Origin of the sequence: Immundisolibacter cernigliae, from assembly GCF_001697225.1 — a bacterium.
Classification (GTDB): domain Bacteria; phylum Pseudomonadota; class Gammaproteobacteria; order Immundisolibacterales; family Immundisolibacteraceae; genus Immundisolibacter; species Immundisolibacter cernigliae.
Genome location: NZ_CP014671.1, coordinates 110,810 through 128,114, shown reverse-complemented (window position 1 = coordinate 128,114; position 17,305 = coordinate 110,810). Strand labels below are relative to the sequence as shown.

Here is a 17,305-nt window from a genome sequence, read left to right as displayed (position 1 = left end):
ATGGCCGTCATCATGGTTTCGACCCTCAAGGTCAAGGACTGGGATTTGCTCGCCGAGTACCGCAAGGGCGCCGGCCCCATCGTGCGCGGCCACGGCGGTGAGCTGCTGGGTCGCAGCAACGCGCCCGAATGCCTGCACGGCACGCCCGCCGATTCGGTGGTGCTGTTCCGCTTTCCGAGTCGGGAAGCCGTGGACGTGTGGCTGAACGATCCCGAATACGCCAAGCTGAAACCCCTGCGCGACCGGGCGGCCGACATCACGCTGCTGGTGATCGACGCGCCCGCGCCCTGATTTCATTCGCACCCGAGGAGAATTCCCATGGCCAACAAACTGCCCTTCACCAAATCCGAAGCCAAGACCTGGGCCAAGCAGACCCTACGCGACTGGTACGACTGCCCGTGCACGCCGTTCCTGCCCGACGACAGCCTCGACGAGGAGGGCCTGCGCCGCAACGTCGAACACTTCATCGACATCGGCGAGAGCGGGCTGGTGCTGGGCGGCTTCGTGGCCGAGTGCTGGAACATGTCGGTCACCGAGTGGATGCGCTACCACGAGGTGATCGCCGAGACGGCTGCCGGTCGCATCCCGCTGCACACCATCATCTTCGACCAGAGCGTCCATCAGGCGATGGAGAAGCTCAACTTCTGCGAGAAGCTCGGCTTCGTGGCGGCGGAAGTCATCACGCCCATCGTGCAACTGCGCTCGGACCAGGAAATCTACGACTACTTCAAGTACCTGGCCGACCACTCCAATCTGGCGCTGCTGTTCTACCGCTCCATGGTGGCCGGGCACCTGATCAGCCTGGATCTTTCCCGGCGCCTGTCGGAGATCCCGACCTACGTGGGCATGAAGCAGGGCAGCCTGAACCACGATGATTCGCTCAAGCTGCGGCGCATGACGGGCGAGGATTTCATCGTCAGCGACCCGTTCGAGCACCACTGGCTGAACGACCTGCGTCAGGGCGGCCAGGTCATCTACGGCGCTTTTGCCCACATCCTGTATGGCAAAAAGCGCGGCCTGCTGGAGCAGTACACGGCACTGGCGCGGGCCGGCAAGTGGGAAGAGGCGTTTGCCGTCTCGCAGCAACTGCAGCCGGTGCGCGACTTCTACGACGAGATCATGTTCGCGCCGCTGTCCGGTAACTTCACCTACGCCACCACGCTGGGCAACCTGAAGGTCTGCTACGAGGCGCTGGGCATGGCCGGCGGCGTCATGCGCTCGCCGATCCGCCAGGTGGCGCCCGAGAAGCGCGAGTGGATCCGCGGGCGGCTGAAGGAGCTGGGGGTGGTCTGACCGTCGCCCTGCACGCAGTCATGGGCCAAACGCAATCAATCAGGGAGAACGGTACGTGGACTTGGGGTATTCGGGAATAAGCGTGGTGGTGACCGGCGCGGCGTCCAACATCGGTCGGGCGATTGCGCTGGGTTTTGCATCCGAAGGCGCGCGGGTGACCATCGGCGACATTGATGCCGAGCAGGCCGGTCGGGTGGCCGACGCGGCGCAGATGCTGGGCGGCCAGGCGCAGGCGGTGGCCACGGACGTAACCGATCTTGCGCAGGTGCAGCGCATGTTTGCGGCGGCCGAATCGGCGCACGGGCCGGTCAAGGTACTGGTGAATGCGGTCGGCTGGGACCAGCTGATGTACTTCACGGAAACCACGCCCGCGTTCTGGGACAAGATCATCCGCATCAATTACATCGGCGCCCTGAACTGCACCAAGACGGCGCTGGACGGCATGCTCAATTCCGGCGGCGGGGCTATCGTGTCGATCAGCTCGGACGCCAGCCGTCAGGGCGAGGCCCGCGAGGCGGTGTATGGCGGCATCAAGGCGGCCATCAACAGCTTCATGAAAAGCGTGGCGCGCGAGAACGGCCGCTTTGGCGTGCGCTGCAACGTGGTCTGTCCCGGGGTGACCATTCCGGACGAGCAGGGGGAAGTCGGCGCCAACAGCATGTGGGCCGCCAAGGGCGCCATGTTCACCGACGAGCAGCTGGAAAAAGTCGCCAAGGCCTTGCCGCTGAAGAAAATCGGCAAGCCGCGGGATATCGCCAACGCGGTGCTGTTTCTGGCTTCCGACCGGGTGGCTGGCCATGTGACGGGCCAGGTGCTGTCGGTCAGCGGCGGTTACTCGATGGCCGGTTGAACAGGCGCAACACAAGGACGCGATCATGCACAACTCACTGGCCCCGAAAACCATCATGGTGCCCCTTACCGCCGAGCGGCCGGCGCGACTGGCCCTGCGCGCCGCCGGACAGATGGCGCGTGAACTCGGCTGCCGCTTGATCCTGGCCTATGTATCGCCGGAGCCCGGCCATATGGAGCAGGTCGGTTTCAGACTGGAAAGCCTGGATCAGATTCGCGACCGCCTGGAAGGTGCGCTGGGTGTCATCATTGAGGAGGAATTCGGCGATCTGCCGCACGAGGCGGTGGCGCGGGTTGACGATCCAGGCGACGGAATCTTGGCCCTGGCTCGCGAACACGGCGTCGATCTGATCGTGCTCGAAACCCGGCCGCGCTCCCTGCTGGAGCGGGTGTTTGTCCCGTCGGTGGCGGCCAAGGTGGTGCATCACGCGCCCTGCGCGGTGCTGGTGCTACCGGCGGCAATGACATGAAGATCTACGAAGACCGCGTGGCCCCGAACCCGCGACGGGTGCGGGTGTTCCTGGCCGAAAAGGGCATCACGGATGTCGAATTTGTCGCCGTCAGCATCGGCGAGGGCGGCATCCTGGCGCCGCAGTTCCTGCGCCGCAATGCGCTGGCTCAGGTGCCGGTTCTGGAGCTGGATGACGGCAGTTGCCTGACGGAATCGGTAGCAATCTGTCGTTACTTCGAATATTTGCATCCGAAACCTGCGCTTTTTGGAGAGCCCGGCTTGGAGATGGCGCGGGTGGAAATGTGGAACCGGCGCATGGAGTTCGAGCTGTTCTGGCCAATTGCCAACGTGTTCCGGCATATTCATCCGTTCTTCAAGGGCAAGCACCCACAGTTGCCGGAGTACGGCGAGGTATGCCGGGCGCATGCGCTCAAGCGTCTGGACTGGCTGGATGGCGAACTCGCCGACGGGCGGCCGTTCATCGCCGGTGACAGGTACACGATTGCCGACGTCACGGCCCTGTGCGGCATCGATTTTGGCCGCATCAGCGGCATCCGCATCGGTGAGCGGCCGCACCTGGCGCGCTGGCACGCCGCTGTTTCTGCCCGGCCCAGCGCGCAGGCCTGAACCGCTTCTGACACCGGCGGCCCTCTTTCGCGCATAAAATAACTAAACGCCCGTGTAGTTCGGGCGCGGCCACGGATGGCCTGGTTCACGCGCGAGGAGACTTCCGTGTTCGACGACCTGTCCGTGCGCACGTCCTTTGGCCTGGACGATGAGGTGCTGCGGACCCGCCCGATCGTGTTCCGCGCCGATCTTTTTGCCGGCCAGACCGTGCTGGTCACCGGTGGTGGCAGCGGTATCGGCAAGGCGATAGCCGTGCTGTTCGCGCGGCTGGGCGCGTCGGTGATGATCTGCGGCCGCCGGCCGGAGCCGCTGCAGGAAACGCTGGCTTTGCTGCGGGAACTGGGCGCGCAAGCGGATGCACGGGCCATGACCATCCGCGACCCGGACCAGGTGCAGGCGCTGATCGACCACACCTGGCAGCGCTTTGGTCGGCTCGATGTGCTGATCAACAACGCCGGGGGGCAGTTTGCGCAGCCGGCGCTGGACCTGAGCCCGCGCGGCTGGAACGCGGTCGTGGATACCAACCTGAACGGCACCTGGTACGTGACGCAGGCGGCGGCGCGCGCCTGGCGCGAGCACGCGCAGCCGGGCAACGTGGTCAGCATCGTGCTCGACAACTTCCGCGGCATGCCGTCGATCGCGCATTCCAGCGCCGCCCGCGCGGCGGTGATGAACCTGGCGCGCACGCTGGCGGTGGAGTGGGCGCCGCACCGCATCCGCATCAACTGCGTGGCGCCCGGCGCCATCGAGAGCAGCGGCTTTGCGCAGTACCCGGCCGGGCAACTGAACCAGTTCTACAACGCCAACCCGATGCGGGCGCTGGGCGACGTGTACGACGTGGCCGAGGCCTGCGCGTACCTGGCAAGCCCGGCAGCCAAGTTCGTGACCGGCGAGACGCTGGTGGTGGACGGCGGCGGGCGGCTGTGGGGCGAGACCTGGCTGACGCAGCGGCCCGAGCACTTCAACCATTTTTAAATACAACCACTTCGAGGAGAAATCGAATCATGTCCGAAACCAATTACCAGGGCCCCCTGCTGTCGGCCGACTCGCATGTCGTGGAGCCGCGCGACCTGTGGGTCAAGCGCATGGACAGCAAATGGCGCGACCGCGCGCCGCGGATCGAATCCCTCGATGGCCTTGGCGACTGCATGCTGGTGGACGGCCTCAAGCCTCGTCCGCTGGCTTTCGAAGGGCCGATGATCGAATTCAAGGCGCGCGGCGTCGAGATTCCCAAGATCACTGATTTTCGCTACGAGGACACCCGTCCCGGCGGCTGGGATCCGGACGCCCGCATGCAGGATCAGGACATGGACGGCGTCAGCGGCGAGGTGATCTACCCCGGCGTTGGCCTGTTCGTGTGCGAGACGCCGGACGCCGAGTACGAATACGCCGTCTGCCGCACCTACAACGATTGGCTGGCCGAGTTCTGCGCGGCGCATCCGACGCGCCTGAAAGGCGCTGCCATGCTGCCTGGCAAGGGGCCGATCGAGTGGGCCGTGGCCGAGGCCGAGCGGGCGATCGGCAAACTGGGCCTGGCGGCCGTGATGTTGCCTGCCACCAATACCGCCCAGCCTTACAACCAGCCGGTGTGGGATGCGCTGTGGGCGCGGCTGGAGGAGATGCGCGTGGTGGCCACCTTTCACCTTGGCGGAACGAGCTTTCCGGCGCATATCCGCGGCCCCGGTGCCAGCGGCTCGCTGGTCTGCGGCGGCAAGTTTCAGCAGCTGGCCGAGCCGCTGAATCTGGTCATCTGGGGCGGCGCGCCGATGCGCTTTCCGAACATGAAATGGTCCCTGGTCGAGGGCGGCATCGGCTGGATCGCCGCTGTGCTCGACCTGATGGACCACTGGTGGAACGACCACAAGGGCTGGATGAAGCCGCGGCTGGAAGAAACGCCCAGCACCTATTTCCACCGCAATTTCTTCGCGACCTTCGAGGACGACCGGGCCGGCGTGCGCACGCGCGACATCATCGGCATCGACAACATCATGTGGGGCTCGGACTACCCGCACACCGAGGGCGTGTGGCCGTTCTCGCGCCGCCAGGTGGGGCGTGACTTCGCCGACTGCCCGGCCGACCAGACGCGCAAGATCGTCTACGAGAACGTGGCGCGGGTGTTCGGGTTTCCGATCGCGGCCTGAAAGATGGGCCCGGCAGGTAGCCGCCTGCCGGGCGATTGTCGCAGGGCTACAGCTTGAGCAAACGCTTGAGGTTGCCGGCGTAAATCGCCGCCTTCTCGGCCGGCGGGATGGCCAGTGCCTCGATGCTGAACACCGTCTCGCTGGTGAACAGCGAGCCGCCCTTGGTATCGAAGGGCGTGTCGGTGCCAAACAGCAGCTTGTCGGCGCCAAAGAACGCGTATGCCGCGTGCATGCCACCGACCGATCCCATCACTGCCGTGTCGTTGTAGAACATGCGGTAGTACTCGATCAGCGGCTTTTGCAGGCGCTCGAGCGCGTCGCCCATCTGGCCCAGCGACTGAAACAGCGGGTACACGTACTCGATGCGCTTGTCGAAGTAGGGAATCATCGCCCCGGCGTGGTGGGTGATGATCTTCAGGTCCGGGTGGCGGTCCAGCACGCCGGAAAAGATCAGCCGCGTCATGGCCATGCTGGTCTCGAACGGCCAGCCGAAGATCTGCCACATGGCGTACTGCGAGCGGTCCTCGTCCACGTAGTCCGGGCGCATGGGCGTGCGCGCCGGGTGCAGCCAGATCGGCAGGTCGAGCTTGGCCATCAGCTCATAGAACGGCATGAACTCGGCCGCGTCGATGGCCCGACCCTGGCAGTTGGTATAGATCAGAATGCCCTTCATGCCCAGCTGCGTGACGGCCCGTTCGGCCTCGCGCAGGGCGGCGTCCATGTTGTTCATGGCAATCGTGCCGACGGCCATGAACCGATCCGGCCGCTTGGCCGCCATCTCGGCAATGGCGTCGTTGGCCACCGTGGCCAGCTCGGCAGCCAGCTTCGGATCGCTGACCACTTCCTCGATCGGCGGCGTGGCGATGGTCAGCACCTGCTGGTCGATGCCCAGACGATCCATCATGGCGATGCGCGGCGCCAGATCGACCATCTCCGGGATCTTCGCCGGCAGATCGCCCAGGTAGAAGTCCTTCACCGCCGCGCTGAAGCGCTCGATGTAGGGCTTGGGCATGACGTGGGTGAAACAGTCGATCTTCATTGTGGACTCCTCCTTCGGGCTGTAGTGACGGATCAGTGTAGGAGGGCGCCTTGCCGATCGACAACGCCCATCGAAGATAACTGCGCTCAGGCCGCCGGGCGGCCAGGGCGCAGCAGCAAGTAAATCGACAGCGCGCCCAGCAACGCGAACCACACCAGCGCCCAGGCGGCGATGCCAAGGCCCAGGAGCTGCCAGGCGTTTTCGGCGCACTCGCCGGAGCCGCGCAGGACCATCGACAGGGTTTTCAGCAGCGGGAAGTTCTCGATCATGTAATCCAGGCCCGGCCCGCAGGCCGGCACCTGATCGACCGGCAGGGATTGCAGCCACACCTGGCGACCGGCGATGGCAGCGCCCAGATCCGCGAACAGCAGGCCCATGCCCGCCACACTGCGGGTGCCGATGCGGCCAGGACCGATCAGCGCGCCGATCAGAAAGCTCAGACCCAGCGCCATGAACGCCAGCCGCTGCAGGATGCACAGCGGGCACGGTTCCAGGTTCTGCACGAACTGCAGGTAGTAACCGAAGCCGAGCAGGCCGGCGCAGGCTGCTGCACCAAGCGCGAACCATTGACGGGGACTTGGGATGGGCAAGGCTGTGTCCGGGTCGATTCAGGTGTCAGACAAGGCACGGGGCGCCGCAGCGCCCCGTGCCCGATCGCGACGGTGACCTCAACCGAAGTTGCGCGCCACGAAGTCCCAGTTCACCAGGTTCCAGAACGACTCCACATACTTCGGCCGCGCATTGCGGTAGTCGATGTAGTAGGCGTGCTCCCACACGTCGCAGGTCAGCAGCGGCGTCTGCCCGGCGGTCAGCGGGCAGCCGGCGTTGCTGGTGCTGACCAGTTCCACACCGCCGGCGGCGTTCTTCACCAGCCAGCCCCAGCCCGAGCCAAAGGTGGTGATGGCGGTCTGGCTGAACTTTTCCTTGAAGGTGTCGAACGAGCCGAAGGCCGTGTCGATGGCAGCCGCGAGGGCGCCGGTCGGCTTGCCGCCGGCCTTGGGCGCCAGGCAGTTCCAGTAGAAGGTGTGGTTCCAGATCTGCGCGGCATTGTTGAAGATGCCGCCGCTGGACTTGCGCACGATGTCTTCCAGGGACAGGTTCTCGAACTCGGTGCCCGGGATCAGCTTGTTCAGGTTGTCGACGTAGGTCTTGTGGTGCTTGCCGTGGTGAAACTCCAGGGTTTCGGCCGAAATGTGTGGCGCCAGGGCGTCGATGGCGTAGGGCAGGGGGGGCAGTTCGTGGGTCATGGGGGCTCCTCGTTGCACAGAAAGTGGACGTGACGGGCACGGTCCGGGATAGGGTGTCGCGCCAGCCGCAGGCCGGCACGGCCTTTGCAAAGACTGATGCTGCAAGGCGGTTCGAGTCTAGCAGGTTGCCGCAGCAGTTCTGCCAGTTGCACGGCGGTGGGCGGTTTTGGCGCGCACAACCGGCTCGGTTCGGATGAATGGCGCGAGGCCGATCCGTCCCCACGGTGCAGGCGCTGACGGTTTGCACATTTGTGGGGCATGCTGTGGATGGATAAAATCGCCGGTTCGTTCCCGGCTGCCGCCGGCCGGTCGGGGGCGCCGGTTGCCATCCCGGCGCCGTTACCAGAGACCTTTTGGAAACTCAGTGAGCACGAAACCCGATCTATCCGACACGCTGTACCGCGAGCGCTTCGAGCGCGACAACTGCGGTTTCGGCCTGATCGCCCACATGGACGGGGAAGCGTCGCACGGGCTGGTGACGACCGCCATCCAGTCCCTGGCGCGCATGACGCACCGTGGCGCGATCGCCGCCGACGGCAAGACGGGCGACGGTTGCGGGCTGCTGATTCGCAAACCGGATGAGTTCCTGCGCGCCGTGGCGTCGACAGCGGGCATGGGCATCGGAGAGAACTACGCCGTCGGGTCGGTGTTTCTGAACCGCGATCCGGCGCTGGCGCAGGAAGCGCGCCAGGTGCTGGCGGCCGAACTTGCCTGCGAGGGACTCGGAATTGCCGGCTGGCGGCAAGTGCCGGTGAATCCGGAGGCCTGCGGCGAGCAGGCGCTGGCCATGCTGCCGGGCATCGAGCACGTGTTCGTGACGGCGCCGCGCACGCTGACCGACGAGGACTTCAACCGGCGCCTGTACTTCGCCCGCCGGCGCGCCGAGAAGCGCATCGAACCGGGGGATCCGGAGTTCTACGTCACCAGCCTGTCGTGTCACGTCATCGTCTACAAGGGCCTGGTGATGCCCGACCGGCTGCCGCAGTTCTACCCGGACCTGGGCGACCCGCGCTTCGCCTCGTCGGTGTGCGTCTACCACCAGCGCTTTTCGACCAACACCTGGCCGCGCTGGCAGCTGGCCCAGCCGTTTCGTTATCTGGCTCACAACGGCGAGATCAACACCGTGCAGGGCAACCGCTACTGGGCCATGGCGCGCGGGCACAAGTTCGCCAGCCCGCTGTTCCCGGAAGTCGAGGACATCCTGCCGCTGGTGTCGACCTGGGGTTCGGACTCGATGAGCCTGGACAACATGCTCGACGCGCTGCTGTCGGGCGGCATGGACGTGTTCCGCGCCATGCGCCTGATGATCCCGCCGGCCTGGCTGCACGTGCCGGGCATGGACCCGGACCTGCGGGCGTTCTACGAATACCACGGCATGATCATGGAGCCGTGGGACGGGCCGGCCGGCATCGTGCTGACCGACGGTCGTTATGCCGCCTGCACCATGGACCGCAACGGCCTGCGCCCGGCGCGCTGGGTGGTGACGCGCGACCGCATCATCACCCTGGCGTCCGAGATCGGCGTGCGCGACTACGCTCCCGAGGACGTGGTGGCCAGCGGGCGCCTGATGCCCGGTCAGATGATTGCCGCCGATACGGAAACCGGCGAACTGCTGCTGCCGTCCGATATCGACGAGCGGCTGAAGCGTCGCCAGCCCTACCGGCGCTGGCTGCAACGGCACGTGCGCCGCCTGGACGACATGGAAAACGGCGGCTTTCAGGCCGAGGCCCTGACCGGCGATGACCTGAAGGCCCAGCAGAAGCTGTTCGGCCTCAGCTACGAGGAACGCGAGCGGATCCTGCGCGTGCTGGCCGTGGACGGCCAGGAGGCGGTCGGTTCGATGGGCGACGACGCGCCGATGGCCGTGCTGTCCGAGCAGCCGCGTTCGCTGTACGACTATTTCCGCCAGTCCTTTGCGCAGGTCACCAATCCGCCGATCGACCCGCTGCGCGAGACCATCGTGATGTCGCTGAGCACCGGTTTCGGGCGCAACCATAACGTGTTCGAGGAAACCCCGGATCACGCCCGACGGCTGGTCACGGCCAGTCCGGTGCTCAGCCGCGAGAGTTTCGAGCGGCTGCTCAAGGTGGACGATGCGGATTACCCGAACGTGGTGATCGACCTGTCCTATCCGCGTCCGGATGCCGGCTACACGGGCCTGAAAATGGCCATCGAGCGCATCTGCGCCGAGGCCGAGGCAGCGGTGCGTGCCGGCAAGGTCATCATCGTGCTCAGCGACCGCGCGGCGTCCTCGCAGCGCCTGCCGGTGCCGGCGGCGATGGCCACCGGCGCCGTGCACCACCACCTGACGCGCCTGGAACTGCGCTCGGACGCCAACCTGGTGATCGAAACCGCAACCGTGCGCGATCCGCATCACTTCGCGGTGCTGCTGGGGCTGGGTGCAACGGCGATTTATCCGTACCTGGCTTACGCCAGCGTTGCCGACATGCTGGGCGTGGACGGCGCCGAGCGCGGCTGCGCCAATTTCGCCGCCGGCATCAACAAGGGCCTGCTCAAGATCATGTCCAAGATGGGCATCTCGATCCTGCCCAGCTACCGTGGCGCGCAGCTGTTCGAGGCCATCGGCCTGCACGACGAGGTCACCAGCCTGTGCTTCGAGGGCGTGGTCAGCCGCCTGCAGGGCGCGACTTTCGACGATCTCGAAGCCGACCTGAAAATACTGGCAGATGCTGCAGAAAGCAGCCGCAAGCCCTTGTTTCAGGGCGGGTTGTTCAACTATGTTCACGGCGGCGAGTACCACGCTTTCAACCCGGACGTGGTGACCGCGCTGATTACCTGCGCGCGCACTGGCGACTACGAGGATTACAAGACCTTCGCGCGCATGGTCAACGAGCGCCCGGTGGCGACGCTGCGCGACCTGCTGGACCTGCGCCCCGGCAAGCCCATCCCGATCGACCAGGTGGAACCGATCGAAGCCATCACGGCCCGTTTCGACTGCGCCGGCATGTCGCTGGGCGCCCTGGGGCCGGAAGCGCACGAGGCGCTGGCGATCGCCATGAACCGTCTGGGCGGGCGCTCCAATTCCGGCGAGGGCGGCGAGGATCCGGCCCGCTACGGCACCGAGCGCACCTCCAAGATCAAGCAGGTGGCCTCCGGGCGCTTTGGCGTGACGCCGCATTACCTGGTCAACGCCGAGGTCCTGCAGATCAAGATCGCGCAGGGCGCCAAGCCCGGTGAGGGCGGCCAGCTGCCGGCCAACAAGGTGGACGAGCTGATCGCCCGCCTGCGCTGCACCATGCCCGGCGTGCCGCTGATTTCGCCGCCGCCGCATCACGATATTTACTCGATCGAGGACCTGGCGCAGCTCATTTTCGACCTCAAGCAGGTCAATCCGCAGGCGCTGGTGTCGGTCAAGCTGGTGGCACAGGCCGGCGTCGGCACGGTGGCGGCCGGTGTGGCCAAGGCCTACGCCGACCTGATCACCATCTCCGGTTACGACGGCGGCACCGGCGCCAGCCCGCTGACCTCGGTCAAGTACGCCGGCATCCCGTTCGAGATCGGGCTGGCCGAGACGCACCAGGCGCTGCTGGCCAACAAGCTGCGCGAGAAGGTGCGCCTGCAGACCGACGGCGGCCTCAAGACCGGTCTGGACGTCATCAAGGCGGCCATGCTGGGTGCCGAGAGCTTCGGTTTCGGCACCGCGCCGATGATCGCGCTGGGCTGCAAATACCTGCGCATCTGTCACCTGAACAACTGCGCCACCGGTATCGCCACGCAGAACGAGGAGCTGCGCCAGAAGCACTTCGTCGGCCTGCCGGAAATGGTCGAGAACTACCTGCGCTTCGTGGCCCAGGAAACGCGCGAGCTGCTGGCGGCGCTGGGCCTGCGCAGCATGGAAGACCTGATCGGGCGCACGGATCTGCTGCAGCCGCGCGCCGGCACCACCAGCAAGCAGCAGCACCTGGACCTGAAGCCCCTGCTGACCGGCCACGGCCTGGCAGTGGACGGCAAGCACTTCTGCACCGCCGCCTGCAACGATCCCTACGACAAGGGCGAGCTGGCCGAGCAGATGGTGGCGGACGCCTTGGACGCCATCGAGCACGCCCGTGGCGGCATCTTCCACTACGAGATCAGCAACACGCACCGCTCGATCGGCGCCCGGCTGTCGGGCGAGATCGCCCGCCGCTGGGGCAACCACGGCATGGCGCACGCGCCGATCACCCTGAAGCTGCGCGGCCACGCCGGGCAGAGCTTGGGCGTGTGGAATGCCGGCGGCCTGAACCTGCTGCTGGAGGGCGATGCCAACGACTACGTCGGCAAGGGCATGGCCGGCGGCAAGATCGTGCTGAGCCTGCCGCGTGCCAGCCGCCTTCAATCGCACCTGACCACCATCATCGGCAACACCTGCCTGTACGGCGCCACCGGTGGCAAGCTGCTGGCCGCCGGTCAGGCCGGCGAGCGTTTCGCGGTGCGCAACTCGGGCGCCATCGCGGTGGTCGAGGGTGTCGGCGATCACGCCTGCGAGTACATGACCGGCGGCGTGGTGGTGGTGCTGGGGCCGACCGGGGTCAACTTTGGCGCCGGCATGACCGGCGGCATGGCCTTCGTGTACGACCCGGACAATCGCCTGCCGGAGCGCTACAACCCCGAGCTGGTGGAACTGCACCGCATCAACACCGAGGACACGGCCATCTGCGTCGGCTTCTTGCGCGGGCTGCTGCGCGAGTTCGCCGAGGAGACGCAAAGCGAATGGGGTCGCCATATCCTGGACAATCTGCCGGACCTGCGCGGGAGGTTCTGGCTGGTCAAGCCGCAGGCCAGCGAGCTGGCCGGTCTGCTCGACGCCGTGCGCGCGCCGCGCTGAGCGGCCGCGCCGTCGCCGCCCCCCGTCCCGACAACAAAGCGAACACCGACTCATGGCTGCTGCCCCCAAGCCCCGCAAGAATCCGCTGCAGTTCCTGGACGTGCCGCGCCAGCTCGACAAGCAGCCGGCGCAGCAGCGCATCCAGCACTTTCACGAGATTTACGTGCCCTTCGACGCCGCCACTGCCAGCCGTCAGGCGGGCCGTTGCGTGGATTGCGGCAACCCGTACTGCGAGTGGCAGTGCCCGGTGCACAACTTCATCCCGGACTGGCTGAAGCTGGTCCAGGACGGCAAGATCCTGGAAGCCGCCGAACTGTCCAACCAGACCAACTCGCTACCGGAAATCTGCGGCCGCATCTGCCCGCAGGACCGTCTGTGCGAGGGCGCCTGCACCATGAACGACGGCCTGGGCGCCGTGACCATCGGCTCGATCGAGAAATACATCACCGAGGAAGCCTTCAAGCTCGGCTGGAAGCCCGACCTGTCGCGGGTAGTGCCCACCGGCAAAAAGGTCGCCGTGGTCGGCGCCGGGCCGGCCGGACTCGCCTGTGCCGACGTGCTGGCGCGGGCCGGCGTGCAAGCGGTGGTGTTCGACCGCTATCCGGAAATCGGCGGCCTGCTCACCTTCGGCATCCCTGGTTTCAAGCTGGAAAAGACCGTCGTGCAGCGGCGGCGGGCGATCTTCGAGGGGATGGGTATCGAGTTTCGTCTGGGCGTCGAAATCGGCCGCGACATCGAATTCGAAAGCCTGCTGGCCGACTACGACGCCGTGTTCCTGGGCATGGGCACCTACAAGTTCGTACAGGGCGGCTTTGCCGGCGAGGACCTGCCGGGCGTCACCGCGGCGCTGCCCTATCTGGTCGCCAACGCCAATCGCCAGCTCGGTTTCGAGCGCAATCCGGCCGATTTCATCGACATGGCCGGCAAGCGGGTGGTGGTGCTGGGCGGCGGCGACACGGCCATGGACTGCAACCGCACCGCCATCCGTCAGGGCGCCGCGCAGGTCAGCTGCGCCTACCGGCGCGACGAGCGCAACATGCCCGGCTCCCGCACCGAGGTCGGCAATGCCAAGGACGAGGGCGTGCAGTTCCTGTGGAATCGCCAGCCGCTGGAGATCGTCGCCGGCCCGGATGGCCGCGCCTGTGGCGTGAAGATGGTCACCACCGAACTTGGCCCGCCGGACGCCAAGGGCCGGCGCCAGCCGCAGCCCATCCCCGGCAGCGAGGAAGTGATCCCGGCCGACGCCGTGATCATCGCCTTCGGCTTTCGGCCGAACCCGCCGGCCTGGTTCGACCAGTTCGGCATCGCCACCGACAACAACGGCCGCGTCCACGCCCCGGCCAAGGCGCCGATCGCGCACCAGACCGCCAATCCGAAAGTATTCGCCGGTGGCGACATGGTGCGCGGCGCCGATCTGGTGGTCACGGCGGTTTACGACGGTCGCCAGGCCGCCGAGGGCATCCTGCAGCACCTCGGCGTTTAGCCGTGGGCAGCCTGCCGCCGCTGCGCAACGACCGCCTGCTGCGCGCCCTGCGCCGTGAGCCGGTGGACCGCACGCCGGTGTGGATCATGCGCCAGGCCGGGCGCTACCTGCCGGAATACCGCGCCACGCGCGAGCGGGCCGGCAGTTTTCTGAACCTGATGCGCAGCCCGGAGCTGGCTACCGAAGTCACGCTGCAGCCGCTGGCGCGCTTCGATCTGGACGCCGCCATCCTGTTCTCGGACATCCTGACCATCCCCGACGCACTGGGTCTTGGCCTGCATTTCGTGGAAGGCGAGGGGCCGCGCTTCGCGCGGCCGGTCCGAAGCCGCGCCGACATCGACGCGCTGCGCCCGCCGGACATCGAGCGCGCGCTGCCCTATGTGTTCGACACGGTGCGCATGCTGCGCCGCGAGCTGGCCGGCCGGGTGCCGCTGATCGGCTTTGCCGGCAGCCCGTGGACGCTGGCCTGCTACATGGTGGAAGGCGGCGGCAGCGACGATTTCCGGCTCATCAAGGGCCTGTCCTACACCGATCCTGCGGCCCTGCATCGGCTGCTCGCGCTGCTGGCCGAATCGGTGGCCGATTACCTTACCGCGCAGGCGGCGGCCGGTGCCCAAGCGCTGATGCTGTTCGACACCTGGGGCGGCGTGCTGAGCACGCCCGGTTACCGCGAGTTCTCGCTGGCCTACCAGGCGCGCGTGACCGAGCTGCTCAAATCCCGGCCGGCGACACGGCAGCTGCCGCTGATCGTGTTCACCAAGGGCGCCGGCCGCTGGCTGGCCGAACAGGCGCAGATCGGCTGCGCGGCGCTGGGCGTCGACTGGACGCAAGAGCTCGGCGACGTACGCCAGGCCACCGGCGGCCGGGTCGCGCTGCAGGGCAATCTGGACCCGATTGCGCTGTTCGGTCCACCGGAGCGCATTCGGGCCGAGGTGGCGCGCATTCTGCAAAGTTATGGCGCCGGCCCGGGGCATGTGTTCAACCTGGGCCACGGCGTGCTGCAGCAGACCGATCCGGATCACGTGGCGGTGCTGGTGGATGCGGTCCACGAGCTGAGCGCGCCGTATCACGCCTGAGCGCGGCCCGTGCCCCGGCTGATCCTGAAGGTCGCCATCGACGCGCCGCTGCGGCATCTGTTCGACTACCTGCCCTTGTTCAACGCACCGCCGCCGGCGGTGGGTTGCCGCGTGCGCGTGCCGTTCGGTCGGCGCAGCCAGGTCGGTCTGGTGGTCGCCCATGCCCGCCACGCCGAGGTGGCCGACGCGCAGCTGCGGCACATCCACGAGCCGCTCGACAGCGATCCGCTGCTGCCGGCCAGCGTGCTCGAACTGCTGCGCCGGGCCGCCGACTACTACCATGCCCCGCCCGGCGAAGTGCTGGTCGGCACGCTGCCGGGCCTGCTGCGCGCCGGCCGGCCGGCGCGGCCGATGCAGGTCTGGCAATGGTCGCTGACCGAAGCGGCGCCCAGTCCAGACAGCTTGAGCCGGGCGCCCCGGCAGGCTGCCTTGCTCGGTGCCCTGACGCAGGCTCCATGCGAGGAGTCGCAGCTCGACGCGGCGCTTCCCGGTTGGCGTGTCACCGCCCGCACGCTGGCTGACAAGGGCTGGATCGAGCGCGCGCAAATCGCCCCGGACGCAGCCACCGACTGGGCGCCCGAGCGCGGCCACCCGCTGACCACGGCGCAGCGCGCGGCAGTCGATGCGGTCGCCGCCGGCAGCGGCTTCGGCGCCTTCCTGCTCGACGGCGTCACCGGCAGCGGCAAGACCGAGGTGTATCTGACCGCCATCGAGCGGGTGCTTGCCGCCGGTCGTCAGGCGCTGGTGCTGGTGCCGGAAATCAGCCTCACGCCGCAGACCGAGGCGCGCTTTCGGGCGCGCTTCGGGGCCGCCGTGGCGGTGCTGCACTCGGGCCTTTCCGACACCGAGCGCCTGGCCGCCTGGCTGGCCGCCCGCGGCGGCCAGGCCGGGGTGCTGATCGGCACCCGCTCGGCGGTGTTCGCGCCGCTGGCGCGGCCGGGCCTGATCGTGGTCGACGAGGAACACGACGGCTCCTACAAGCAGCAGGACGGTTTTCGCTACCACGCCCGCGACATGGCGGTGCTGCGGGCGCGCATCGAGGACGTGCCGGTGTTGCTGGGCAGCGCCACGCCGTCGCTGGAGAGCCTGGCCCACGGCCGGAGCGGCCAGTACCGGGTGCTGCATTTGCGCGAGCGGGCCGGCAGCGCGCGCCTGCCGCAGCTGGAACTGCTCGACGTGCGTCACCAGCGCATGGCGGGCCTGGTGTCGCCCGCGCTGGCCGGGGCGGTGCGCGAGGAACTGGCCGCCGGCCGGCAGGTGATGCTGTTCCTGAACCGCCGCGGCTATGCGCCGGTGCTGCTGTGCCATGCCTGCGGCTGGGTACCCAAGTGCGACCGCTGCGACGCGCACTACACGCTGCATCGCGGCCGCCGCCTGCTGCTGTGCCATCACTGCGGGCGCGAGCGACCGCTGCCGATCCGTTGCGAGGGCTGCGGCGCGCAGGACCTGCTGCCGCTGGGGGCCGGCACCGAGCGCATCGAGAACGACATCGCGGCGCTGTTTCCGGACCACCGGGTGCTGCGCGTGGACCGCGACAGTACGCGTCGGCGCGGGGCGCTGGACGCGCATCTGGAAGCCGCGCGCGACGGCAGTGCCGACATCCTGGTCGGCACGCAGATGCTGGCCAAGGGTCATCATTTTCCGGCCGTGACGCTGGTCGGGATTCTCGACGCCGACCAGGGCCTGTTCGCCGCGGACTTTCGCGCCAGCGAGCGTCTGGCGCAGACCATTTATCAAGTCTCCGGCCGCTGCGGGCGCGGCGAGCAGCCCGGCCGGGTGCTGATCCAGACCCACCAGCCGCAGCATCCGGTGCTGCGCGCGCTGCTGCACGGCGGCTACGGCACGTTTGCGGCCGAGCTGCTGGCCGAGCGCGAGGCCGCCGGCTGGCCGCCGTTCAGCCATCTGGCGCTGCTGCGGGCGGAATCGACACGGCAGGAGGACGCGCTGTGGTTCCTGGGCGAGACGCTGTCGCTGGCGGCGGAACTCGGTCACGCCGGGGTCGATCTGCTCGGTCCGGTGCCGGCGCCGATGCCCAAACGCGCCGGGCGCTACCGCGCGCAGCTCCTGCTGCAGGCCCAGCGCCGGGCGCCGCTGCACGCCTTGTTGCGTGCCTGGCTGCCGGCGCTGGCGCTGCTGCCGGCGGCGCGCCAGGTGCGCTGGTCGCTGGACGTGGACCCGCTGGATACCTACTGATCGATACCCGCGCGAGGCCGATTGGCCGCCCCTGGCACGGCCACTGCTATGCAAGTTACAAGCCCCCGACATTGCCTGTCC

At 67.6% G+C, this 17,305-nt stretch carries 14 protein-coding genes; 11 read left to right on the top strand and 3 right to left on the bottom strand.

Going from position 1 to position 17,305, the window contains the following annotated elements; all coding sequences use genetic code 11:
* The 7 genes from PG2T_RS00650 (at position 1) to PG2T_RS00620 (ending at position 5,361) form a co-directional block, all read left to right on the top strand.
* A complete protein-coding gene (locus PG2T_RS00650; protein WP_068802362.1) occupies positions 1-291 on the top strand; it encodes a DUF1330 domain-containing protein in 291 nt (96 codons plus the stop codon).
* Between the two features lie 27 nt (positions 292-318).
* Complete coding sequence (locus PG2T_RS00645; protein WP_068802361.1) at positions 319-1,293, top strand: dihydrodipicolinate synthase family protein; 975 nt, start codon at positions 319-321, stop codon at positions 1,291-1,293.
* Between the two features lie 55 nt (positions 1,294-1,348).
* The gene (locus PG2T_RS00640; protein ID WP_068802360.1) at positions 1,349-2,143 is read left to right on the top strand and encodes an SDR family NAD(P)-dependent oxidoreductase; all 795 of its coding nucleotides are present in this window, start codon (positions 1,349-1,351) and stop codon (positions 2,141-2,143) included.
* A gap of 25 nt (positions 2,144-2,168) precedes the next feature.
* Positions 2,169-2,612: a universal stress protein gene (locus PG2T_RS00635; RefSeq protein WP_068802359.1), complete on the top strand. Its 444-nt coding sequence runs from the start codon at positions 2,169-2,171 to the stop codon at positions 2,610-2,612.
* On the top strand, positions 2,609-3,220 hold the full coding sequence (locus tag PG2T_RS00630) for a glutathione S-transferase family protein (RefSeq protein WP_068802358.1): 612 nt from the start codon (positions 2,609-2,611) through the stop codon (positions 3,218-3,220). Before PG2T_RS00635 ends, PG2T_RS00630 begins: the two co-directional genes overlap by 4 nt.
* Positions 3,221-3,325: 105 nt before the next feature.
* The gene (locus PG2T_RS00625) at positions 3,326-4,195 is read left to right on the top strand and encodes an SDR family oxidoreductase (RefSeq protein WP_202816384.1); all 870 of its coding nucleotides are present in this window, start codon (positions 3,326-3,328) and stop codon (positions 4,193-4,195) included.
* Positions 4,196-4,224: 29 nt separating this feature from the next.
* A complete protein-coding gene (locus PG2T_RS00620) occupies positions 4,225-5,361 on the top strand; it encodes an amidohydrolase family protein (RefSeq protein ID WP_068802356.1) in 1,137 nt (378 codons plus the stop codon).
* 46 nt (positions 5,362-5,407) lie between these two features.
* Here PG2T_RS00620 and PG2T_RS00615 read toward each other — a convergent pair whose 3' ends face one another.
* The 3 genes from PG2T_RS00615 to PG2T_RS00605 all read right to left on the bottom strand — a co-directional run bounded on the left by PG2T_RS00615 (position 5,408) and on the right by PG2T_RS00605 (position 7,647).
* Positions 5,408-6,400, bottom strand: coding sequence for an amidohydrolase family protein (locus tag PG2T_RS00615; RefSeq protein ID WP_068802355.1), 993 nt, complete (start codon positions 6,398-6,400; stop codon positions 5,408-5,410).
* 86 nt (positions 6,401-6,486) lie between these two features.
* Positions 6,487-6,990, bottom strand: coding sequence for a disulfide bond formation protein B (locus PG2T_RS00610; RefSeq protein ID WP_083214669.1), 504 nt, complete (start codon positions 6,988-6,990; stop codon positions 6,487-6,489).
* 78 nt (positions 6,991-7,068) lie between these two features.
* Positions 7,069-7,647, bottom strand: a complete 579-nt coding sequence (locus PG2T_RS00605) for a superoxide dismutase (RefSeq protein ID WP_068802354.1) — start codon at positions 7,645-7,647, stop codon at positions 7,069-7,071.
* A gap of 364 nt (positions 7,648-8,011) precedes the next feature.
* On the opposite strand from PG2T_RS00605, the gene gltB reads away from it, so the two are divergent.
* Genes gltB through PG2T_RS00585 form a run of 4 tightly spaced genes read left to right on the top strand, consistent with a single transcriptional unit; the run spans position 8,012 to position 17,224 of the window.
* On the top strand, positions 8,012-12,472 hold the full coding sequence (gene gltB / locus PG2T_RS00600; protein WP_068802353.1) for a glutamate synthase large subunit: 4,461 nt from the start codon (positions 8,012-8,014) through the stop codon (positions 12,470-12,472).
* Between the two features lie 52 nt (positions 12,473-12,524).
* Positions 12,525-13,955, top strand: coding sequence for an FAD-dependent oxidoreductase (locus PG2T_RS00595; protein WP_068802352.1), 1,431 nt, complete (start codon positions 12,525-12,527; stop codon positions 13,953-13,955).
* A gap of 11 nt (positions 13,956-13,966) precedes the next feature.
* Positions 13,967-15,031, top strand: coding sequence for a uroporphyrinogen decarboxylase (gene hemE / locus PG2T_RS00590; protein WP_068807476.1), 1,065 nt, complete (start codon positions 13,967-13,969; stop codon positions 15,029-15,031).
* 9 nt (positions 15,032-15,040) lie between these two features.
* Positions 15,041-17,224: a primosomal protein N' gene (locus PG2T_RS00585; RefSeq protein WP_068802351.1), complete on the top strand. Its 2,184-nt coding sequence runs from the start codon at positions 15,041-15,043 to the stop codon at positions 17,222-17,224.
* The last annotated feature ends 81 nt before the right edge of the window (positions 17,225-17,305 follow it).